The organism is Acinetobacter sp. 231_lipA (assembly GCF_058243005.1).
In genome coordinates this window covers 1728714-1751626 of the sequence record NZ_JBZAYU010000001.1, presented here as the reverse complement: position 1 = coordinate 1751626, position 22913 = coordinate 1728714, and the positions used below count along the sequence as shown (strand labels likewise).

General features: G+C 34.7%; 14 protein-coding genes, 1 pseudogene and 1 other annotated feature. Of the genes and pseudogenes, 7 read left to right on the top strand and 8 right to left on the bottom strand.

What is annotated here, in order from left to right:
* Window positions 1-67: 67 nt before the first annotated feature.
* Genes AC4CUX_RS08590 through AC4CUX_RS08575 form a run of 4 tightly spaced genes read left to right on the top strand, consistent with a single transcriptional unit; the run spans window position 68 to window position 6587 of the window.
* Entirely contained in the window at window positions 68-2434 is a 2367-nt protein-coding gene (locus AC4CUX_RS08590) for a hypothetical protein (RefSeq protein WP_221260589.1), read from the top strand.
* Window positions 2434-4734, top strand: coding sequence for a hypothetical protein (locus tag AC4CUX_RS08585; protein WP_490792337.1), 2301 nt, complete (start codon window positions 2434-2436; stop codon window positions 4732-4734). The genes AC4CUX_RS08590 and AC4CUX_RS08585 overlap by 1 nt, the downstream gene beginning before the upstream one ends.
* Before the next feature lies 1 nt (window position 4735).
* Window positions 4736-5221 (top strand): hypothetical protein, encoded by a 486-nt coding sequence (locus AC4CUX_RS08580; RefSeq protein WP_178904617.1) that lies wholly within the window; start codon window positions 4736-4738, stop codon window positions 5219-5221.
* The gene (locus tag AC4CUX_RS08575) at window positions 5214-6587 is read left to right on the top strand and encodes a tyrosine-type recombinase/integrase (RefSeq protein WP_490792336.1); all 1374 of its coding nucleotides are present in this window, start codon (window positions 5214-5216) and stop codon (window positions 6585-6587) included. Before AC4CUX_RS08580 ends, AC4CUX_RS08575 begins: the two co-directional genes overlap by 8 nt.
* Before the next feature lie 373 nt (window positions 6588-6960).
* Here AC4CUX_RS08575 and AC4CUX_RS08570 read toward each other — a convergent pair whose 3' ends face one another.
* Genes AC4CUX_RS08570 through AC4CUX_RS08560 form a run of 3 tightly spaced genes read right to left on the bottom strand, consistent with a single transcriptional unit; the run spans window position 6961 to window position 12033 of the window.
* Window positions 6961-9210 carry a DEAD/DEAH box helicase gene (locus AC4CUX_RS08570; RefSeq protein WP_490792335.1) on the bottom strand — a complete coding sequence of 750 codons (2250 nt, stop codon included), beginning with the start codon at window positions 9208-9210 and terminating at the stop codon, window positions 6961-6963.
* Window positions 9185-10480, bottom strand: a complete 1296-nt coding sequence (locus AC4CUX_RS08565) for an ATP-binding protein (RefSeq protein WP_221260596.1) — start codon at window positions 10478-10480, stop codon at window positions 9185-9187. The genes AC4CUX_RS08570 and AC4CUX_RS08565 overlap by 26 nt, the downstream gene beginning before the upstream one ends.
* Entirely contained in the window at window positions 10477-12033 is a 1557-nt protein-coding gene (locus AC4CUX_RS08560; protein WP_490792334.1) for a tellurite resistance TerB family protein, read from the bottom strand. Before AC4CUX_RS08560 ends, AC4CUX_RS08565 begins: the two co-directional genes overlap by 4 nt.
* A 54-nt stretch (window positions 12034-12087) precedes the next feature.
* Here AC4CUX_RS08560 and AC4CUX_RS08555 point away from each other — a divergent pair.
* Window positions 12088-13307, top strand: a protein-coding gene (locus tag AC4CUX_RS08555) for an IS3 family transposase (RefSeq protein ID WP_490792333.1) whose coding sequence is annotated in 2 segments (ribosomal slippage) — window positions 12088-12364 and window positions 12364-13307 — 1221 coding nt in all. Because the reading frame shifts where the segments join, the coding sequence is not laid out codon by codon here.
* Window positions 12363-12479: a sequence feature (AL1L pseudoknot), on the top strand. It overlaps the preceding gene by 117 nt.
* Here AC4CUX_RS08555 and AC4CUX_RS08550 read toward each other — a convergent pair.
* The 3 genes from AC4CUX_RS08550 to AC4CUX_RS08540 all read right to left on the bottom strand — a co-directional run bounded on the left by AC4CUX_RS08550 (window position 13304) and on the right by AC4CUX_RS08540 (window position 17161).
* A complete protein-coding gene (locus AC4CUX_RS08550; RefSeq protein WP_490792332.1) occupies window positions 13304-15046 on the bottom strand; it encodes a TerB N-terminal domain-containing protein in 1743 nt (580 codons plus the stop codon). The two genes, AC4CUX_RS08555 and AC4CUX_RS08550, sit on opposite strands and share 4 nt — an antisense overlap.
* Window positions 15047-15140: 94 nt before the next feature.
* Window positions 15141-16273 (bottom strand): IS3 family transposase gene (locus AC4CUX_RS08545; protein WP_227555100.1). Its coding sequence is split into 2 segments (ribosomal slippage): window positions 15141-16021 and window positions 16021-16273, totalling 1134 coding nucleotides; the frame shifts between segments, so codons are not numbered across the junction.
* 66 nt (window positions 16274-16339) lie between these two features.
* The gene (locus AC4CUX_RS08540) at window positions 16340-17161 is read right to left on the bottom strand and encodes a DcaP family trimeric outer membrane transporter (protein WP_005006200.1); all 822 of its coding nucleotides are present in this window, start codon (window positions 17159-17161) and stop codon (window positions 16340-16342) included.
* 214 nt (window positions 17162-17375) lie between these two features.
* Here AC4CUX_RS08540 and AC4CUX_RS08535 point away from each other — a divergent pair.
* Window positions 17376-17489, top strand: a pseudogene (locus tag AC4CUX_RS08535) (IS4 family transposase); the annotation flags it as partial.
* Window positions 17490-17822: 333 nt separating this feature from the next.
* Entirely contained in the window at window positions 17823-18986 is a 1164-nt protein-coding gene (locus tag AC4CUX_RS08530) for a zinc-dependent alcohol dehydrogenase (RefSeq protein WP_005006199.1), read from the top strand.
* Between the two features lie 133 nt (window positions 18987-19119).
* Here AC4CUX_RS08530 and AC4CUX_RS08525 read toward each other — a convergent pair whose 3' ends face one another.
* Together AC4CUX_RS08525 and AC4CUX_RS08520 are read right to left on the bottom strand one after the other, a co-directional pair.
* Window positions 19120-20052 carry an IS5 family transposase gene (locus AC4CUX_RS08525; RefSeq protein WP_490792331.1) on the bottom strand — a complete coding sequence of 311 codons (933 nt, stop codon included), beginning with the start codon at window positions 20050-20052 and terminating at the stop codon, window positions 19120-19122.
* 166 nt (window positions 20053-20218) lie between these two features.
* Window positions 20219-22885 (bottom strand): excinuclease ABC subunit UvrA, encoded by a 2667-nt coding sequence (locus AC4CUX_RS08520; protein WP_005006193.1) that lies wholly within the window; start codon window positions 22883-22885, stop codon window positions 20219-20221.
* Window positions 22886-22913: the final 28 nt, after the last annotated feature.

The following is a 22913-nucleotide window of genomic DNA, read 5'->3' as shown; positions in this document are numbered from 1 at the left end:
CACTTTTAATTGAATAAGATATGATCAAAAATAGCAATATGTAAAGATCAATTCGTTGAGGGTAAGAATGTTAAGTCTTAAATTTGATCATTACTCCTTGGAGCATGTCTTATCTGATGAGATAAAACAGATAATTGATCTTAGTTTAGGTACAACATATAAAAGAAAAACATATTACTTTTCAGACCTATTAGCTATTTTTATAGAAATTAAGTATAAAAAGCCTATTAAGGATTTTAACTTTAAGCCATTGAATAATGAAAATTTAGAAAATCACTATAAATCATTTATCTGTTTTATTTATAAAGAATTAGACACGAGTATTCGGGTTAAATACCTATATTCTTTTTTAGCCTATAAATTTTTCTCTAAACTAGCTGAATTGAAAAAACTTGAGCTTAGTAAAGTCAAAGTTAGCAATGATTCGATAAGTTCAGATGTACAAGATCTAATAAAATCCTATTTAGCATATGATCCTAACGAAAGACTCTTATTCTATTCAGGTTGGCCTATTAGAAGTAGTGACCAGGAAATCATCTATTTAAACTTAGCAAACTGCTACACACTTTATGGCGAAGAATTCACAAGAAAAATTCATAATGCCATGATTAATATAGGGTTGAGAAAAAATAAAGTCACTTTAGAAAGGGATGTAGGTAATTTAACATTATTATTAAATAGGCTAACTCTAGCATTCAAAAATTTAGAAGAATTAATGTATTACATGAATAGCCAAAATGCTTTCGAAACCATGTATAGGATATTAAATATATGTATTTTAGAAATTCAACAGAAAAGACTATCACATCAATCCTTTTTAAAAAGATGGAGTGCTGTTGTATGCTTATATAACGATCTAATTGAAGAAAAAATATTTCCTCCTACCTATTACCCAATACTAGCCCCAGTATTTAAAAAATCGAATCTTAGAGACTATACACACTTAAAAAATGAAGCAGAAGAAGTCTTTACTGACAAACTTATTACAAGAGTACCTATTTCTTATTCCACAAAAGAAGCTAAAGAAAAAATTTTCGAAGAAATTGTTAAAGATATTCAGCATGTTGTCTCTTGTTGTGAACAACATATTAAACAAATTATGGATATATATAAAAATTTTAATGAGTTTGCTGACAAAGGAAGAATTAAAAAACCAGAAGAAACAGTAGTTTTAAGAGGTAGAGGAAGTAAAAATCCTACATCAGTTGGACTAAATAATATAGAAAATGTTTGCGCTACTTATAGGGAATACCCTTTTACCTATCCTAATGTATCTCATTATCAGTCATTTTTAGGATTAATTAGAAAAACAAAATTGATAAGAAATTATATACCTGAAATTGATTTTAAAACAATTTATCCATTTTTAATTTTGTTGATTTATGAACATCCTGCAATAACAGAAGCATGGTTAACAGAATGGAAACTTTATGAAAATGGAGTCAGAACAGGATATGAAGAGATCAACGGGCAATGGTGTATTACATCTTATAAAAGCAGAAAAGGTTATAAAAATGCAAGGCAGACTATTATTTTAAATGAGAAATCAAAATATATAGTGGAATGCTTGATTAAAATAACCAAGATAGGGAGAGAGCACTTAAAACAAAACGATGATAAAAATTATGAATATATGCTTTTAACTTCTAGTAGTGTTTTTACTCCACCCTCACGAAGCAAAAAAATTCCAAATCCTACAACCAAACCCAATGGAGAGTATTATAAAGAAATATTTATCAAAAATTCTTATGACCAAGAAAATAATCTTATAAGAAATGAAATACAAGCAAAGAATATTTTAGACAATCTTTCATTGACCCGTTTTAGAGCATCGAATGCTGTAAAAATCTATATCGAAACTGCATCAATATATGCAATGAGCACTGCCTTGGGTCATGAATATTGCCAGCCTAGGCTAATAAAAAAATATCTTCCCCAACCCTTATGGAACTATTTTAGTAATAGGTGGATAAGAATTTTTCAAAATGCAATTGTATATGAAGCCATGAAAACAAGTGAGCATTTATATAAAGCGGTAGATTTTACACCAGAAGAATTAGATTTATTCCTGAAAAATCATAGCTTAGAAAGTATTCCACAATTTTTAGAAAAAGGAAAAATTCGACCATATAGTAAAAATAATATTGATAAAGAAAATACTATTGGTGTTTTTCCCCTCTCTGTTGGCTTACTCCAATGGTTAATAGCAATCATTAATTTCTTTGATAAAAAAGAAAATATAGTTGAGTTAAATACAATAATAAGTAAATGGCATCAAAGTGCACACTTCATAATTTCACAGTTAGAATTTGCTTTAAAAAACAGGAATCAAGCCTTATATATAGATGATGATGTTTTAGCCATTTATCAAGAGGCTAAGAAAAGCCCTCTGCCAGAAAGAACAGTATTTAAGGCAATAGAAGGAGTTAAGTAATGGATGCTAAAACACTTAATTTAATAGACAAAATTGAAAAAAATAAAAAAGATTTAACAAACTTAAACAATGAAGAAATTAATGTTTTAAAAAAAATCATATTGGATAAAGAGCAATATAATCACAAAGTCGAAAAAGCTATTGAAAAAGCATTATCTCCACTGATAAATGCTTATAAATTTAGCCATGAAAAGCCTTATTGGTTTTCAGAAGAGACAACCTATACTGATAATATTTGGATATTAAACCTAACAAAACAACCACAAGTAATTAATTTTGAGAAAATTATAATAAATGATGAATCAAAATTAATTGACCATAAAAATTTATTAAATTTTTTCAAAGACTGGATTATATATTGTGGTAACCCAAAATACTACAATGGCAATAATCCAAGCAAGGTAACAATCAATAGAGCCATAAGACAAGTATATATATTAATTGATAGCATAATATTAAATTCAGAAAAAATTAAGTTAAAACAAAGACAATTAAATGCATTAGATAAACCTTTTTTCATAGACATTTTAGTAAAATTAGGAAAATATGGATGTGAAGAAGGCATATATGAATACTCTAAAAGAGTACAAAACTTTCTTCTAGATAAAATTGAGCATATAGATCTAGAAGAATATAGGGATTTTTTAGAAAAGTATCCTTATTCAGAGCCAGAAAATCAAAATATACATTTAAATCTAGATGAAGATCAAATTAACAAGTGTCGATTTTGGTTATATAAAAATAATGCTTATAAAAAGCATCCTCATAGAAAGGGAATAAGTTTAAGAACAAATTACTTTGATTTTTTATATAAGAACTGTATTTCTATATATGAAATTAAATTTCCAATTATTGAAGAATTTAACCTTGTCGAAGATTGTTGTGATAGCAAGGAATATAAAGCAGTACCAGTAAGAAATGAGGAGTCTGAATCTTTAAGTTTTAAAGCTATGTCTTTTTACCTTAGCAAGATTGCACTAGCCTCACAAATAATAAATAAAAAAAATTATTTAACTAGCTGCAATATAGTATCAAATATAGGAGAAATTAATTTAAAGGATATTAACAATCAAGTTGAACTTACCCCTTTAGGAAGATTCGTAACATTGCCTTCTGATATAGTTTTTGTATCTATAAAGCATGCCTTTGAATTCCTTATTGAGTATATGGATGAAATCCTAACATCAATAGAAAGAGTTTTTATATATATTAAAAATCAAAAATTAATTCAAAAAAATGAAATTAAAAATATTAATATTGATTTATTTTTAACTACTAAATTACGAAATATTGGTGTACAGCAATGGAATATTAAGCCCGAGGCAGAAAATAGAATTAATAAAATCAGGAATAATGAAGGTCTTTTTAACTTATTTGATGTTCTAATTTCGAGCTTACAAGTTCTAATAGGAGCAACAATGGCTCGAAGACAAGCAGAAATCATTGAAATGAAAAATGAATATTGTTTACTACCTAAAAATTTAGATCCACTGGAGAATAATGACATTGATTTTGATATCTTATTTGAAAATAGAAAAAGTGGATTCTCTTTCGAAGATAGGTATAGAGAAATATTATCCAAACCAATTTTAAGATCAATAGCGGGTTTTATATACAAACTTCAAAAATTTAATAATTTTTTAATTAAAAATAATTTTTGTAGCAATGACACTTCCCTCTTAATAGGTATAAGTCCAAAAGATTTAAAAATTTCTAATTTAAATATAGCCAAATATAATAAAAATTTAGATCTTTTCTGTGATTATTTCTCTTCAAAAGTGATTGAGTATAAAAAGAACGACTTTAGAAGATTTTATATTAGACAACATCAATTAAGGCGATTTTTTGCAATGTTGTTTTTTTGGTCTAAAAGTTATGAAGGTTTAGATGCATTAAGGGACTTCTTAGGTCATACCGATACTGAACATTTATATCACTATATTACTGAAAATATTAATGGAGAAACTTTAGCTGGAATAAAAGCAAGATCAATTATAGAAGAATTTCAAAATATTGACAGGGAAAAGCATATAGAAAATATTGAAAAACTATTCCCTTTACTTTTAGAACATTATCAAGTAAGTGAGTTTTCTTTTCTATCAGAAGTAGAAACATTTGAACAATACAAACATATGGAATGTGTTTATTATTTAAAAGATGTAATTGATGCCGAGAATAAAATATCACAACTCATTGAAACTAATATAATTGACTTAAAGCCTGAGTTTTTTACAAAACTAACAGAGGATGGTAGAAAGATTAGAGATTTCAAACTAATTTTAACCATTGCTGGTGAATAACATGTTTAATTCTGAAATTTTAAAAAAATCTTTTGAAAATGAAATTTCGCTATTAAAAGATATTATCGAAAATCCAAATAAATATAATAATGGACATTATAGAAATATCCTTAGGTCAAAAATCAATTTTGCAAAATTTGAAGATCAAAATTTAAATATAGTTTCTCTATCTATTAACACCCATGTAAATAAAGCTAACAAACTAATTAATGGAGGTTATTTAGAGTTAAATAATTATAGACTTAATGCGAAGAGATCAATTGAAAATATCAAAAAAAATAATAATTCTAGAAAAAATGAGCAAACAGTTATTTATAATCTGCAAGTTAAAAACTTACAACTTTCCGAATTAGTAATAATACTAATGTCTAAACTTCATGATTATGCTTACAAAAGTGGAAATTCTGAACTAATTGAAGATTTTAAAATCAAAAATAAAGAAATTGAAATCTTACTTGGTTACACCCAAGGAGATCCGCATGAATAACTCAATACAACTGATTGATAATTTTATACTTTTTAATTATTACTCTATAATTGATGAGGAGCTTAAGTTCTTTAAAAAAGGCTCTATTCCTATGATTTACTATCCTAATGGGATACCTTGTTTTGAGGCTAATTGCTACATGCTCGAACAAGTTAAATTAAGTAAATCGCAAAAGCATCGTGGAGGATCATTAAGAACATATGCTAACAATATATATCATTTAGTTAAATTCTGCTTCTATAATAAAAAGACTATACCTTCTTTCTCTAGCCTTAATGATAATCTATTTAAAGAATTTATTAATTCTTTAATTATTGAAGTTGATCCTAAAACCAATCAAAGAAAGCGGGAAAATAATCAAGTTATAAAGATTGGGAGAGAATGTATAAAATTCCTTTTTTTTATACAAAAAATATATAAACTCCAATACTTTATAGGTACAGATAGCTTTAATGCTATATATGTTTTTGAAAAAAAATCAAATTATGCTAATTTAAGAACTAAACATAAGAACAAGACTTATGACCACCTATCTTTTCCTTATAAAAGTCCCCTAAAGAGAAGATTTCCTATCTCCGATTCAAAAATAGAAACATTAAAAGAATTTATTGGAAATCATAATGATAAAGCATTAAGAATTCGTAACTTATGTTTAATTGAAACCTTAGAACAAACTGGAGCACGCAGATCAGAAGTACTACTATTAAAAGTCAGTGACGTAAAAAATGCTTTAAAAAGCACGGATATCTCACCAAGTCTTAAAATCTTTAATTTGAAGAAGCTATTTGATAATACTTATCGTTATATTCCTGTTCCTAGAATTTTTCTATTAAATTTAAATTCATATATAAGAAAATATAGAACATCTATAATAAAAAAATTAAATATAGAAGATCATGATTATGTTTTCATTAATCATAAAAATGGCAAGCCATTATCACCTGATACATTAACAACTTATATTAATTCCTGGAAAAAAAATTCAGGAGTTACTGGAGATGCTATGGCTCATATGTTTAGACATAGATTTATTACTGAGCAGCTAAAATGCATAATAAATGATTATTCTAATAAAAATCCAGAAGTCCTTAATGAACTACTAACTAATACTGAACTTCTTACTCTAGAACTATTAGAATGGACTGGACATTCATCTATTGAATCAGTTAAACCTTATGTTCATTTAGCCCTTTCAGACTTTATTCGTAAGCATAATATTTCTGACTTATTTACCAAAAAAGCTTCTTTAAAGTTAATTATTGAAAAACTAAAAGCTTTAAGTAAAGAGTCTTCACAACCAGATATTTCGAATGAATTAAATTTAATTATTGAGTTAATTAAAATTTATGAAAATTTAAATGATTAAGCTAATTAATTTTATAGTATATTTACTCGATATTTAGTACCTCTAAGAGTTAAAAGTGATCAACTTAGCAGAAAGAAAAAAGCAGATTCAAGATCTTGTTAATAAATTTGATGGGCTTTGTTGCACAAAGATTTCATAACTATATGATTTTAAAAGTTTTGATTATTTTTTGATCTAAAATTAAATTTATTTAAATCAGATGCTTACATATTTATGCAACAAAGCCCTTATAGGTGTTGTTCAAATTTACGGAGCCATCTCTATACAATATAAAAGGAGTTGCTAACTTATAAATAAATCATTATAAAATTTGACCAAGAGAACCCTTAGCTAAATAACTACCCAAATTCTAAATATAGATAGCTATAGAAATTTAATTGCATACTTTATTAATATTAGTTTCCTCTAAAACTTTTACTAGAAAATCCATAGCCAACTCAATTTCCAAAGCAACCGAGGCATAAGATTTATCAAGAACAGTCTTCGGAAGTGCCCAATCCCACTTTTCGCTTTCAAGGTTTTTAACCTCTTTCAATAATTGAGCAGGCGTTATAATCCCGTTAGAAAGTAATTTCTTGACAGTAGCATGTAGTATAGATTTTTTTGAATTTGAAATGCAGATATGTACACCTTCATTTGAAGCATCTAGCCCTAATGATCCTAGCATCAATACTAGCGTATTATTCACCCTATCCCCTTGCCATGTAAACAGAAGAGTACTTCCACCCATTTCCCTTATAAAGGTATTCTCTAAATTAGATACTCGAAAATATTCCCTAGCTTCTGCCAGCATTTTTTGTGCTGTGGCATCCAAAAATGGAATCTCTTGACTATGTAAGAGTATTTCTTTCATCCTTTGTCGAATTCTACTATGTACCATAGCTGTACCAGTGTTTTCAAAATAAGGAATAGCTCCCCCTTTGTCCGGCATCACCATTATTATTTTGGCTTCTGAATTAATTTCTAGTACACGCCACCTACGTCCTGCAAAAATTAACCCCATATTAGGAGTCAACGGATTTTTAAGTGAAATCGAACCAAGGGACTTTCCGTTGGACTCTATTCGATATTCTTCATTGGAAATAAAAGCACTGTAAAACTCATAGTGATTTACTAACTTTTCTCCTAATTCACCATGCAACAATAGTCCAGAGCTTTCTTGAGTGATCAGCTTTTTTTGACCTAAATATCGAAGCAATATTATAAAATCATGCTTTTCTATATTTGAGAAGGGTCCAGTTTCAACCAAAATACTCCATAAATCATTAGCACTCGCACCACCCTTTTCAGCGATGACTGACAGTATTTGCTGAACTAGTGTTGAAGCGTGAAGCCCTTTAGCTTGAGGAGGCTCAAACCAATTTTCTATCAAAAGAACAATCATCGCTATAGTTTGTAATAACCCTTCATGAATACAATCAGAAAAACCAGACTTATCTGTAATTTCAGGCTCAATACAATAATTTCTTAATATAGCAGCTTCACCTTTTCTTCTACCCGAGCGACCTAGCCGCTGACGAAGACTCGCAACTGAAGGTGGAGAGCCAATTTGAGCAATGCTTTGGACTGCACCAATATCAATACCCAACTCAAGAGTGGTAGTGCAAATCGCTGTTGCTGGACGTGACTTGTCTTTTAAAGCTTTTTCGGTTTCCTCTCTTATTTCCTTTGATAAATTGCCGTGATGAGGCCAAAAAACATTCGGAGTTTTATCTAATTCACACAAATGACGAAGATAATCAGAGTATTTTTCTACTTCTTGACGTGAGTTTGGGAAAATCAAATTACTTGTATTTCTTAATGAGGCATAAAGATGTTTAGCGATAGCTTGTGTAGAACCTATTTGAAATGATGCATCTATTGAGGATTTAGAATCATCTTTTTCATTTACAGACACGGTATTGATATAACCTTTGACAAGAACTTTGAGTGTCTGACCCTGATTTCTTGATACAATAATTTTGACTCTTTCAGGGTTCTTATTCCTAAGAAATTCAGCCGCCAAACTCATGTCACCGAGAGTTGCTGACAACTCTACTCGTGACACAACTTTCTGTGAAGCTAATTCAGCTCTGTGCATTAATGCTTGAAGTTGCTTTCCCCTTTCCACACCTATGAAGGCATGCAATTCATCTACTACTATATATTTTAGATTAGTAAAAAGACCTGCAACAGAAGTTCCACGATTAACAAATAAGGCCTCTAGAGATTCAGGAGTGATCAATAATATTCCATGGGGTTTTTTCAAAAATTTTTGCTTCTTGGATTGCGCGATGTCTCCATGCCAGCCAATAACTGGTATATCCAATGTTTCACAAAGGTCTGAAAGGCGATCCCATTGATCATTAATAAGAGCTTTCAATGGACTGATATACAGTACCACTCCTTTATTATTATCTTCATTCAACAAGTGCGTTAAAATTGGAAAGAAAGCAGCCTCTGTTTTACCAGAGGCTGTAGCAGCAGCAATAATCACATCCTGATTAGCACTAATCAATGCTGGAATTGCTTGGTTTTGAGCATCTCTTAGACTTGACCAACCTTCTGACCAAATCCATTGTTGGATACGTCTATCAAGTAATTCAAATCCAGATTGTTCATAGTTGGAAGCTGGCAAATTCATCATCACCCTCTACAGCATGTTCAAAAACTCCGCCATGGTCTACCTCAATTTGTAACTCACCTATAAGCTCTTTCCAATCAATTCCGGGGTTTTGCTCAAGAACAGACAACAAGTTAATAAAGGCAGTAATGGTTGTCCGAGGAGTGCGGAAATAAGCATCTCCTAGACGAGTGGCACAATGAGCCATAAATGCAGGAATAGCTTCGTCTGGTAAACCATATTTTTGTTGATCACCCAATGCATATACATGACGAATCTTTTGCATCAGCACATATAAATCTTCAGGAGTAAGACTGGATAACCTTAAAACTGGTCCAGAATAATCAACTAAGCCTGAACGTACAAAGGAGTTTTCTGCAAGACGAGATTGCAAAGCAGCATAACTGTAAAGCCCACGACGTGTATCTAATAGGAATTCTGGGGTTCCACCTAAAATAAAGCCTAACCCCTCTACAGTACCTTGTAATGAATCATTGAGGATTCGTAAGATCTGCTCATAATTCGCATTACGTGCCTGTGTATTTGAAAGCTTGTACAAATTAACCAACTCATCAAGACAAACTAGTAAACCACTGTATCCAGCTAAGCGAACAAAACGGGAAAGTAATTTAATTTGATCATATATTGATGCATCATCAACAATTGTTCGTACGCCTAATGCTGCTCTAGCATCAGTTTTAGTGGAAAACTCTCCACGCAACCAACGTATTGCATCAGCTTTGAGTTGTTCATTTCCCTCGTCAAAACCTTTGCAATATGCTGCAATTACTTCTGCAAAATCATAACCATTAACCATTTCTGTTAATTCAACAAGATGTGCATGAATAACTTCTTCATTAGTCCTTCCGGAAGACTTAGCTTCTGATTTAGCCTGAGCAATAAACTTCTCAACAATCCCTTGCAATGCTCCACCATCAGGTTTTGTTCGTGTGGACATATTCTTAGTTAGTTCAGCATATAAAGAGCGTGCTTGACCTCCTGAAGCATAAAGCCTTCTGTCTGGATTTAAATCTGCATGCATAGTGACTAACTTTTTTTCCATGCCTATTGCTCGAATAAGATTTAGAAAAAAGGTTTTCCCTGCACCATATTCACCAATAACAACCTTAAATGTCGCTCCACCCTCAGCAATACGATCAATGTTTTGAATAAGAGCTTCAATTTCCTTCACACGACCAACTTGAATAAGATGTTGCCCTATCCGAGGTACAACTCCTGCACGTAGTGATTGGATAACAGCATCTCTATCTTTTGCTTTTATCGTACTCATATTTCTATTTTCTCTAATAAACTCTGGTTAACTTCTAAAAGATCATCCCCCTCAATAATCTGTTCACCCAGATTATCAAGTGCTGACTCATTAATATTTTCAAGGGCTCCATCTAACATCAAATCAAAATCAGCTGCTAAATTTAATAATTCATCTCGACTCCACTGAGGACGGGTGATCAATCGATGTAGGAATGCTGAATGATCAATATCTAATCCTAATAAACTATGATTATTCTGTTGTTCATCAACTTCTGACTCAATTGCTATCTCTGTCTCTGCTTGTATTGCTTCATCTACAAAAACATTTGCCAACAAATTAGAAACAAGTGCAGTTTCTTTTTGTAGACTAGCAATACGTTCAACATCCAATTTGAATTTGGTTGCATTATCAGATGTAGTAAAAACATTTCTCGTTGGCTGAAGTTGTATGTTCGTAGATGAAACATGCAAATCTTTATAAACTTGTTGTTTCTCTAATTGTAGAACCACATAGATTCGCTCCAAAAGTTTCACTTCAGCAGGTTCAACCACCCCATCCACTTGAGCCAATTGAACCAGAATTTGAGCTATAGATCTTCTATTTTCACCTGATAATAATTCTAATTTTTTCTTTAAACTCATCAAAGAACTAGGTTGTTTAATCTTAAGTTGTAAAAATGCTTTTAAACGCTCGTGTTGCTCAGGACTTAAATGCACCCAAGATTCTATTATACGCTTTAGTAATTCAAGCTCTATTTCAGAAATCTTTCCATCGGCTAAAGCCACAGCACTTGCCAAGTCCAAAGTTACATTCGCCACATGATAAGCTGGTTCAGTCCTAAAATTAACATTGGTATTTCTTATTTTAAACAATACTATCAACTCATCGGGCTTTAGTGCTTTTGACCCAATAAATATATCGGGCTCAATCCCTAATCCTATATTTTCTAGGTTACGTACCAGTTCAACAAATTGATTACGAGATAACAGCACATTACAGCCCAACTTCATCAAAAAGGTTTTCAACTCAATAGCTAATGGATTCTGCGAGGTTTTTTCCTTAAACTCTTCAATCACAGCTATTAACTTTTCAGGCCAAAGATTTATTGGTAAAAACAAAATAACATCAGATGTACTCACAGAATCTGGATTTCGCCCAAGATAACGACTATAAGGTTCTAACTGTTCTGTAGTCTGATCAACTAATGCCTGTAACTTTTTAATATGCTTTGATACTGCAGATACATCAGGAAGATCATCGATATTTTTTGATAAGTTTCTTGAAATAGCAGATGATGCGGGGAAATAGGTAAGCTTAAGCTTAGTGCGATTGGGAGAAAGTACAAAACCATTACCATAAGTAGCCTGATAGTTTTGTTTGAATAAAGCTGCAAAATAATCAGCACAACGTGTTACTGGTGTTCGTTTACTAATATTACGGTCTATTAAAACCCAAGCAAGTGCCCAATCTACCGGTAATGGATATTTATCAACTACCAGTTGTCCTAATGCTATACGATAACTTAATGGAAGTTCATATGGAGTATTCAATATTTCAGAAGGTTGTTTCAAATAGTGAACCGTACCGGGTTTGTCGGAGAGTCAATATTCTGAGAGACTATCCCGATGACAAAATTAAAATATACCCCTGAAATCAGAGAAAGAGCGATTCAATTATTGATTGAATCTGAAAAAGATTATCCTTCTACTTGGGCTGCAATCACAGCAATTGCACCTAAGATTGGCTGTACTCCTGAAACACTACGTTCCTGGCATCAGAAGTATTTGAATCAACAGAATCCAATCAAAGTACAGCAGCTTTCAGACCAAGAACGCATTAAACAACTTGAACGCGAAAATAAAGAACTGCAACGAGCCAATGAAATTCTACGCAAAGCAGCCGCTTTTTTCGCCCAGGCGGAGCTCGACCGCCCACACAAATAATGGTGGATTTTATCCATAATAATAAAGAGCTGTACGGAGTCGAGGCGATTTGTAGAATTTTACCTATCGCACCTTCAACCTATTACCGGACTTTAGATCTCGCGGACAATCCAGAACATCGAGCGAAACGAGATTTACATGACTTGCATCATGCTGAACAAATTAAACGAATTTGGAAGGAAAGTTCAGGTCGATATGGTGTACGTAAAGTTTGGCAAAAACTGAAACGTGAAGGCTATATTATTGCGCGCTGTACAGTTGCTCGATTGATGCAAAAACTAGGTATACAAGGTGTTTGGCGTGGTAAGAATAAACAAACTACCCGTAGCCGAGATGATCAAAAACGAGCAGATGACTTGGTGAAACGCAATTTTAGTGCTGATCATCCAAACCAACTATGGGTGGGTGACTTTACCTATATTCAAACTCATTCAGGCTGGGTATATACCGCATTTGTTATTGATGTGTTCTCACGAGCAATTGTTGGATGGAAAGTATCTACACGGATGAATACAGATATGGTGCTCGATGCATTGGAGCAAGCATTGCACGATCGAGGCATGCCAAAGAATGTGATTCATCATTCCGATAGAGGTGTTCAATATCTTTCTATTCGCTATACCAATCGTTTAGAAGCTGCAAATTTACGAGCATCAGTCGGTACGACTGGTGATTCATACGATAATGCTCTGGCTGAAACGGTGAATGGCTTATACAAAACAGAGGTGATTGAATATTTAAAAGCAGATTGGCAAGGTTTAGCAGATGTACAACTTGCGACACTAAACTGGGTAGATTGGTTCAATAAAAAGCGTGTACACAGTGCACTGGGTTATGTATCGCCTTTTGAGTTTGAAGCAATGTACTATGATAAGATTAACCCGTTAGGTCAGGTGGCCTAACTTAAATAAAAAAGTCTCCGACAAACCCGGTACGGTTCATAGCTTTGTGCAACAACCGTATCAAAAGACACATAATCTATAAATCTTAAAGCATAACCTTTAAATGAACCATTACTTCCATAGATGGATAATAACCTGGTTACTTCCTTAATAATATCGGGTATTTCTTGTTTAGCTTGTAAATCTGTTTGTGCATCTACTAGAGCACGTCGTTCTAACCCATAAAAAAATAGAAAAACATAACCAATATCAGCTATTGGATTAGATCGTCCACCTGCCAACCAATCCAAATATGCACGCCTTGCTTTAGGAGAGATATGAGTATAACTAGGCCAATATCCTATTAAACGTTCGGCTATATCTACTTTACGACTTGAAATTGATAATGATACATCAATAAAAGAAGGTTCAGTGTTGAAAGAAATGTATTGCCTTTTAGTTCCTAGATAAAACATTCCACCATGTATAGTGAATCCATTTATTTCGACATTCTTGTCTGAAGAAACCCATACTGGATCTATTTGCTGATATATCTCTGGTGCAGATGGTATGATTTTTTCATTTATATGATTTTCAGATTCTAATTGGAATGTCACAAAATTTTCTTCATCTCCAATCTGATTTAATTCTGGCTGGCTTACGCTAGCATTTGACTCTAAATTCTTTGAAGATTGCTCAGGCTCATGGGAAGAAAGAATCGAATGAGATACTTTGGGAATAAGTGAGATGATTGTTTCATTGAAATCATTTTTAGGTTCTAATTGGAATGTCACAAAATTTTCTTCATCTCCAATCTGACTTGAGTCTGACTGTGAGATATTTTGTTCTGATTCGAAGTTCTTTTGATATGATTCAACCTCCAAAGAAGTTTTGTGTTCCTTAAGTAAATCTTGAACTGGGGTATTAGTCTGTATTAATTGCAATCTTTGCGTTGCTTCAAATGCTCTCTGCTGTGTTAAACATAATAAAGCTAACTTCAATGTAGAGATTAAACTTTGTTTTTCTTCAAATAATTTCTGCTGTTTTAACAATAACAAATCTATTTTCAATGTAGAGATTAATCTTTGTCTTTCTTCAAATACTTTCCGTTGTTTTAATAATAAAACCGTCTTCAGTGCAGAGATTAATCTTTGTCTTTCTTCAAATGTTTCTCTTTTTTTTAACACTTCCTCTTGTTTAGAGCCCCCTTGGACAGAAGACTCCAACTGTTTTTGTTGAGTAATAAAGATATGTTCATAATCAACAACTTCAGATGTAGAAGACACAATTTTCCATTCGGATTGATTAGCTGTCTGAGCTAGAAGTACTGATGTAGACTCTGTTTCAATAGGAATATCGTTTGGAGAAGTAAGCTTTGTGAATTGTTCTTCACTTCTATTTATTGAACATAGTTCTGAAAGGCTAGATGGATAGATTACTGGTAAGTTTGGCGGTACAACCTTTCTTATAACTTTTATATTATTTTTCTCTTTAGAACTATAAATACATAATAAGATTTGAATTGTCATTCCTAAAAAAAAACCTAATAGGCTGGAACTTGAATCACCTTCTGATTGGAACATGCCTATTAATACAAGCAGTGCAAATAGATAAAGAATCCAATAACCAATAATCTGCAGTCGACCAACTGATTGTCTCTTGAGAGTAAACATGAAGGTAGCTGGTTTGATCAGATAAAAAATTATACTAAAAAAAGCTATTATGAACATCCCCATCACTAAGCTAGCAATAAATACCATCCTCAAATACTCCTTAGTAATTTAACTATCTAAAGAGGTGGTCCCACATGTTTGAACAACTAAAAGCTTATTTATAAGTGATACTCTGCTCTAGTTAAGCTACCTTATTTTGTTGTGGTAGCTGGTCATAGTAAAACTCATCTGGAGTCATTTTGTCCAGACTCGAATGAGGTCGTTTCAAATTATAAAATTCAAAATATGCGTTTAATTGCTTCTTCGCATCCAAAACATTGCTGTAGGCTTTGAGATACACCTCTTCATATTTAACGCTCCGCCATAATCGTTCAACCATCACATTATCAACCCATCGACCTTTACCATCCATGCTGATTTGGATGTCATTTGATTTCAATACATCAATAAATGCATCACTGGTAAACTGACTGCCTTGGTCTGTATTAAATATTTCAGGTCGACCATATTTTTCAATAGCTTCATTTAATGTTTCTATGCAAAATGTAACCTCCATACTAATCGATACTCTATGCGCAAGTACCTTGCGGCTATGCCAATCAATCACAGCACATAAATAAACAAAGCCTTTTGCCATAGGGATATACGTTATATCCGTAGACCACACTTGATTACTGCGCTGAATAGCCAATCCTTTGAGCAGATATGGATATTTGCGGTGAGCTTGATTAGCCTGGCTTAAATTTGGTTTGCAATATAACGCATTAATGCCCATTTTCTTCATTAAAGTACGTGTATGACGTCGTCCTATATGATGTCCTTGACGATTCAACAAATCACGCATCATACGGCTACCTGCAAAAGGGTATTGCATATGTAATTCATCAATACAGCGCATCAGCTTCAGATCTGATGCACTCACAGGTTTTGGGCGATAGTAATAACAACCACGGGAGACTTTCAGCAGCTGAGCTTGCTTAGATACTGAAATCTGAAGTGAGTCATCGATTAACTTTTGTGGTTGAAGCGGCCCAGTTTCTTCAACACACCTTCTAAAAAATCAATTTCTAATGCCTGCTCACCGATTTTTGCATGTAGTTTTTTTAGATCGATGGGTGGTTCTGTTGGAGCTTTTGATTGATCGAAAGCTTGCGAGGAAGCTGAAATCAGTTGATTTTTCCAGTCGATAATTTGGTTTTGATGAACATCAAATTCAGCACTCAATTCAGCAAGTGTTTTTTCTGCTTTAATCGCAGCAAGTGCTACCTTAGCTTTAAAATCATTTGAATGATTTCTTCTTGGTCTACGTGCCATAAAATACTCCATATATTGATGTTTATAACATCATTTGGGGAGCAAAATATCACTTATAAGTGTTGTTCAAATTTCCTGATCCACCTCTCCCCAAGCGAGTTTATCAACATCTTTATCGGCTAAATATGCACGTTTTTCATTTAAAAACCCTTGTAATAAGCCTGTGATATCACCTTTTTTATAAGTATATTTTGTAGTTAACGCTGGAAGTTCAGAAGATCTAGAACTTACATACTCTAAAGCAGTTTTAAGATTATGATGTTTATCTAATTCAAAATTGTATCTAACCTGAGGCAACCGAACCCACGATGTTCCTAAAAGAGCCGTGTAATCTACGCTTTCAGTAGCAGTTTCTAAGTTACCCATTAAGGAAACTGTTTGTCCTAATAACCAATTATCATAATCAATATACGCATGACGTATTCTTAGTTTCCCGTCTCCAGAACTCCCATCCCAAAAATCAACTTCCAACTTAGCATTCAAATTTTTATTATCAATGTGTTTTTTTAAATCAACACCTAATCTAGATGCAGTTAAATTAAATTCAGAACGATTCCCATTTGTACCATCTAAAGGTACTGAATTAAGTTTCCCAAATGTCCCTCCATTTGAAGCGTCGAAATCAATTGCACCATCTAACCGTAATTGTCCATAAAATTTCAGATCATGTCCTGAAACTTGTAATTTCGGCATATCCTGTTTTTGTTGATCTTCTTGTACTAACTGCTGTTGAGTTATAAAATTTTGCTGAACTTTACGATCATCTTCCATTTGTTGCTTTAATAACAAAATCTGATTTTCCAGTTCTACAATCTTCGTTTCAACCTGATTAGCATAGGCTGGGGATACCATAATCCCCAAAAGACAAACAACGAGTTTTTTATTCATTACATATCCCTTAATGTTTTCTATCCATTTTTATGTCTTGCATAGACAAACATAAGATCAGATAAATACCGGTCGACTGTCTAATATTGTTTAGATATCATCTAAATATTAATTTAGTATTTGTTTTTTTAATATGTCAGTATATTTTAATGGATTTAATCAAAATCTCACCTAAGAGGTAATCTAGCAACATCTAATGATTGAATGCTAATGTATTTTAAAAGATGAAATAATCCAGCTTAATAGTCCACATGCTGTGAAAAGGCAGACTCCACTATTAAGAAGAATTGAATATATTGATCGGCAGAGTGGCAATCATTTACGTTTCTGAGCAATAACTTGCTTTTAGGTTTGATGTCGTAACTCAACTGATGGCTCTAGTCCTCCTATTTTTCAAGTCAATTTCTTATCCGTGATTCGGGTTAAGTTATAGAAATTACTAGATGTTTCTTTAATTCTGTTCTTTTCTATTCATTCGACACATAAGATCACGAATTACGTAAACCCTATATAAATTTATTTTTTAAACACTCGGATGTCTTATTTCATACATTAATTTACAGCGATTTCTTGGCGCATAAGGCTATAATAAAAGTGTTTTTTATTTTTGGCAGCCTTGATACGAGTCTGTTTAATGTTGAACTAGAGAGAGGAAATCCGCATGCGTGCTCTTACCTATCATGGTGCTCGGGATGTACGAGTTGAATCCGTTCCAGATCCAGTGATTCAGGAACCAGATGACGTCATTTTAAGGGTGACAGCGACTGCCATCTGTGGCTCAGATCTGCACCTATACCGGGGTAAAATTCCGGCCACTGAAGATGGCGATATTTTCGGCCATGAATTTATGGGAATTGTAGAAGAAGTCGGCCCTGAAGTCACCGAAGTCAAAAAAGGCGACCGGGTCATTATTCCTTTCGTGATTGCATGTGGTCACTGTTTTTTCTGTGAACATGAACTCATGGCTTCCTGTGAAAATACCAATACCGGCCGTGGTGCAATTCTCAATAAAAAACAGATTCCACCAGGGGCAGCTTTATTTGGCTTTAGCCATCTATATGGTGGTATACCGGGTGGTCAAGCTGAATATGTGCGGATCCCCAAGGGCAATGTCGGACCATTTAAAGTGCCAGGCTCCCTGCCTGATGAAAAAGTATTATTCCTGACCGATATTCTACCAACCGCCTGGCAAGCAGTGAACAATGCCCAAGTTGGTCGAGGTTCCAGTGTGGCGATTTATGGTGCTGGCCCAGTTGGTCTGCTGGCTGCTGCCTGTGCGCGGATGCTCGGTGCCGAGCAGATTTTTATGGTCGATCACCATCCTTATCGTCTGAGTTTCGCACATCAAACCTATGGGGTGATTCCGGTCAATTTTGATGAAGTCGATGCCGCTGAATTTATCATTCAAAATACCACGGGTTATCGTGGAGTCGATGCCGTCATTGATGCGGTCGGTTTTGAAGCCAAAGGCAGCATGCTGGAAACCGTAATGACTAACCTGAAATTAGAAGGTTCGAGTGGTTCAGCGTTAAGACAATGTATTGCAGCGGTCCGCCGCGGCGGTGTGGTGAGTGTACCTGGAATTTATGCCGGTCCAATTCACGGCTTCCTGTTTGGTGATGCCTTTGACAAAGGTTTAACCTTTAAAATGGGACAAACTCATGTGCATAATTACTTGCCGCAGTTGCTAGAACATATTGAAAATGGAGATCTGTCTCCAGATCTGATTATTACCCATCGCATGAAACTGGAAGATGCTGCGGAAGGTTACCGTATTTTTGATAAAAAAGAAGAAGACTGTCGTAAAGTGATTCTGACGCCATAAATATGATTAAAGGAAAGCGCCATCAGGCGCTTTTTTATTTTTTATCATCATTTTATCAATCCTCTTTTTCTTGTTTTTAAGGGCTTTGTTGCACAAAGATTTGAAATGCAAAGCGCCCCTAATTGAGCCAAATTTAAGGCGTAACTTGGGTAAGTGGTCGACCTAATTCCGTAAATCTGTTAAGGACTGCTACACGTGCATGGATCTCATTCACTTGGCTATCAAAACTCCTTGCACTGAGTTTATCTCCTAATAATTTAATGCAGTGCATCTTAGTTTCAACCAAACTTCGCCGATGATAGCCTGACCATTTTTTCCATAGTGTCCTGCCTAAACGTTTAACTGTTCGAAGTAATTCATTTCGCTCTAGCGAGCTACTCTTTGTATCTTTCCATGGTTTCGCATTTTTTCTAGGTGGAATCACCGTATGCGCTTGCCGATCTGCAATGACCTGACGGCATTGCTTGGTGTCATAAGCTCCATCGGTATAAACAGAGTCAATCTGCTCATCTTGTGGAATCTGATTAAGTAAATCACCAAGCACCTGTGAATCACTGACATTATTGGTTGTAAGCTGAACTGCTCGTATTTGCAGGGTTTTGGCATCTATACCAATATGTAGTTTACGCCATTGGCGACGATATTCAGGTCCATGTTTCTTGCGTTTCCATTTGCCCTCACCTAGAAACTTCATGCCTGTAGAGTCCATGAGTAGATGCAGCCCATCGCTACTTTTTTGGTAGCTGATTACAATATCAATATGCTTTTGTCTTCTACAAAGCGTGGTGTAATCTGGAGCTATCCAATTTAATCCGCAAAGTTTAATCAGACTTTGCACAAAGCCAGTGACCATACGTAAAGACAGACGGAATAAGGATTTAATCATTAAGCAGCATTGGATGGCTGCGTCGGAGTAGGTTTGATTTCGCCCTTGTTTGCCTTTTGATGGCGCATACCATTGCGTAGCAGGATCAAACCAAATGGCAATATTTCCGCGACTCATGAGTGCTCGGTTATATGCGGGCCAATTGGTTGTGCGGTAGATTTTGTGTGTAGGCTTCTTCATTTGAAAATTATATCGCTGAAAAACCCTTTACAGATAGGTTTGTGCAACAAAGCCCTTAGTTGAAAAAAATTTTAGATTTCATGCTCACACACCACCTAAAACAAAAAAATATCTGATTGATTTTACAGGATTTTAATTTAAGTCTTTATTCTACTCACTCGCAATATCAACGTTTAGTATCACGACTCACTAACTCATTAACTAAATATGGAGCAGTACGGCTATCTTGATTTTCTGTTATTTGTTTTGGTGTTCCTGCCACAACAATATTCCCACCAGCATTTCCAGCACCTGGTCCCACATCAATCACCCAATCTGCTTGTGCAACGGCACGCATATCATGCTCAATCATAACCACGGTATTACCCGCATCGACTAATCGCTGCAATTGAACTAACAATCGATCTACATCTGATGGATGCAAACCTGTAGTTGGCTCATCAAGTATATACAGTGTATTTCCACGCTGATTGCGTTGCAGCTCGGTCGCCAATTTAATACGTTGCGCTTCTCCACCAGATAGTTCAGTCGCTGGTTGCCCTAAACGTAAATAACCAAGGCCAATTTCCTTTAATAATTGTAGTGAACGAGCAATCGAGACCTCTCCATCAAAAAAATCACGTGCTTCATTGACGGTCATTCCTAATACTTCAGCAATATTACGTCCATTCCAGCGAATTTTCAGAGTGTCATCATTATATCGAGCACCATGACATGTCGGACAAGGGGCATATACACTTGGCATAAACAATAATTCTACACTGACAAAGCCTTCACCTTCACAAGTTTCACATCGCCCTTTAGCCACATTAAACGAAAAACGTCCAGCATCATAATGAGCTTGGCGAGCTTCAGGAGTCCCAGCAAATAACTTTCTAACATGATCAAATAAACCCGTATAAGTTGCCAGATTAGAACGTGGAGTACGGCCAATTGGTTTTTGATCAACCTGTACCAGACGCTGTATAGCCTCCACATCACCAGCCAGAGAACCCTGTGTAACCTCGGTAACCAACATTCCTTCATTTAAAGGATTATTTTCATTATTGTTTTCAGTTTCAGATTCATTGCCTAAATATGAAAGTACTAACTCGGGTAAAGCTTGAGAAACGAGACTAGATTTACCTGAACCTGAAATACCTGTAACTGCTGTAAGTACACCAAGAGGTATACGAGCATCAACATTATGCAGGTTATGTCGGTAAATATTGTTAAGTTCAAGCCAACCAGAGGGTGTACGTCCATAACTTTGAGTAACTGGGATTTTATTAAATAAATAACTTGCAGTACGTGAAGCTGAAATCTCACTTAAACCCTGAGGTACTCCACTATATAAAATATTACCACCTTGCTCTCCTGCATCTGGTCCAACATCCACTAACCATTGAGCACGACGCATGAGCTCTAAATCATGCTCTACAACAAATACGGAGTTTCCAGCGTCTCTTAATTTATCGAGAGAATCATATAATGACTGACTATCTGAAGGATGTAATCCAGCAGACGGTTCATCCAGTACATAAACTACACCAAATAGCATAGAACTTAATTGTGTTGCTAAACGCAAACGTTGTAACTCTCCCGCTGAAAGAGTCGGTGTGGCTCTATCTAATGTTAGATAACCAAGACCTAACTGGCGTAATTGATTTAAACGCCCCACCACACCATTTGCTAAACGCTGGGCAGCAATTTTCTTTTCATCTGAAAGTGCTGACGTACGTCTTACATCTGGAGATACAGAATGCACAGCTCTACCTGTTGTTGCTCGTTCAGATCTATCAAGTTGGGTTACTTTATTATTAGTCTTTTCTCCAGCATCATGAGCGTCGAAATTGCCAAGAACAATGGGCTCAAGCAGGCAAGTTAACTTATCCAAAGAAAGTTGCATAAACTCACCAATATCTACTCCAGCAAAGGTAATAGATAAGGCTTCTGGTTTAAGGCGTTTACCATGACAGGAAGGGCATATTTTTCCTTCCATAAAACGTGAAACACGTTTTTTCATCAACGTACTTTGGGTATTAGCAAAAGTATGAAGGACATAGCGACGAGCACCAGTGAAAGTGCCCATATAGCTGGATTCTAGTTTACGTTTAAGTGCAGATTGAGTCTCAGCGGGGCTTAAACCAGCATAGACAGGAACTGTTGGGGTTTCTTCAGTAAATAAAATCCAGTCTCTATCCGATTGCGGTAAATCTTTCCATGGTCGATCAACATCATACCCTAGGGTTACTAGGATATCGCGTAAGTTTTGCCCGTGCCAAGCAGGTGGCCATGATGCGATAGCTCTCTCACGAATACTGAGTGTTGGGTCAGGAACCATTGTCGATTCTGTAACTTCATAAATGTGACCTAAACCATGACAGGTAGGACAAGCACCTTGAGGAGTGTTCGGTGAAAAGTCCTCGGCATATAACATTGGCTGATCGGCAGGATATGCACCCGCACGCGAATAAATCATTCGCACGAGACTTGATAAAGTTGTTACACTTCCAACAGAAGAACGGGTATTACTTGCACCACGTTGTTGTTGCAATGCTACTGCTGGTGGTAGACCATCAATAGCATCAACATCTGGTACTCCTGCCTGATCTATTAAGCGTCTTGCATAAGGTGCAACAGATTCGAAATATCTTCTTTGTGCTTCAGCAAAAATAGTCCCAAAAGCAAGTGATGATTTTCCCGAACCCGATACACCTGAGAAAACAACAAGTGCATTTCTTGGGATAGAAACATCTACATCCTTAAGGTTATGCTCACGCGCACCTCGAACTTCAATACAATTATTAGATAAAGTAATGTTATTGGGTTCACCAAAAGAATGTGTTTTCATGTTTCTACCCTCTATCGCTTAAAAAGTC

What these genes read in the sequence shown, in the direction of transcription:
- AC4CUX_RS08540 (WP_005006200.1), bottom strand. Translation starts at nt 17,161, where the DNA reads ATGAATAAAAAACTCGTTGTTTGTCTTTTGGGGATTATGGTATCCCCA.
- AC4CUX_RS08575 (WP_490792336.1), top strand. Translation starts at nt 5,214, where the DNA reads ATGAATAACTCAATACAACTGATTGATAATTTTATACTTTTTAATTAT.
- AC4CUX_RS08550 (WP_490792332.1), bottom strand. Translation starts at nt 15,046, where the DNA reads ATGGTATTTATTGCTAGCTTAGTGATGGGGATGTTCATAATAGCTTTT.
- AC4CUX_RS08570 (WP_490792335.1), bottom strand. Translation starts at nt 9,210, where the DNA reads ATGAATTTGCCAGCTTCCAACTATGAACAATCTGGATTTGAATTACTT.
- AC4CUX_RS08530 (WP_005006199.1), top strand. Translation starts at nt 17,823, where the DNA reads ATGCGTGCTCTTACCTATCATGGTGCTCGGGATGTACGAGTTGAATCC.
- AC4CUX_RS08520 (WP_005006193.1), bottom strand. Translation starts at nt 22,885, where the DNA reads ATGAAAACACATTCTTTTGGTGAACCCAATAACATTACTTTATCTAAT.
- AC4CUX_RS08585 (WP_490792337.1), top strand. Translation starts at nt 2,434, where the DNA reads ATGGATGCTAAAACACTTAATTTAATAGACAAAATTGAAAAAAATAAA.
- AC4CUX_RS08580 (WP_178904617.1), top strand. Translation starts at nt 4,736, where the DNA reads ATGTTTAATTCTGAAATTTTAAAAAAATCTTTTGAAAATGAAATTTCG.
- AC4CUX_RS08565 (WP_221260596.1), bottom strand. Translation starts at nt 10,480, where the DNA reads ATGAGTACGATAAAAGCAAAAGATAGAGATGCTGTTATCCAATCACTA.
- AC4CUX_RS08525 (WP_490792331.1), bottom strand. Translation starts at nt 20,052, where the DNA reads ATGAAGAAGCCTACACACAAAATCTACCGCACAACCAATTGGCCCGCA.
- AC4CUX_RS08590 (WP_221260589.1), top strand. Translation starts at nt 68, where the DNA reads ATGTTAAGTCTTAAATTTGATCATTACTCCTTGGAGCATGTCTTATCT.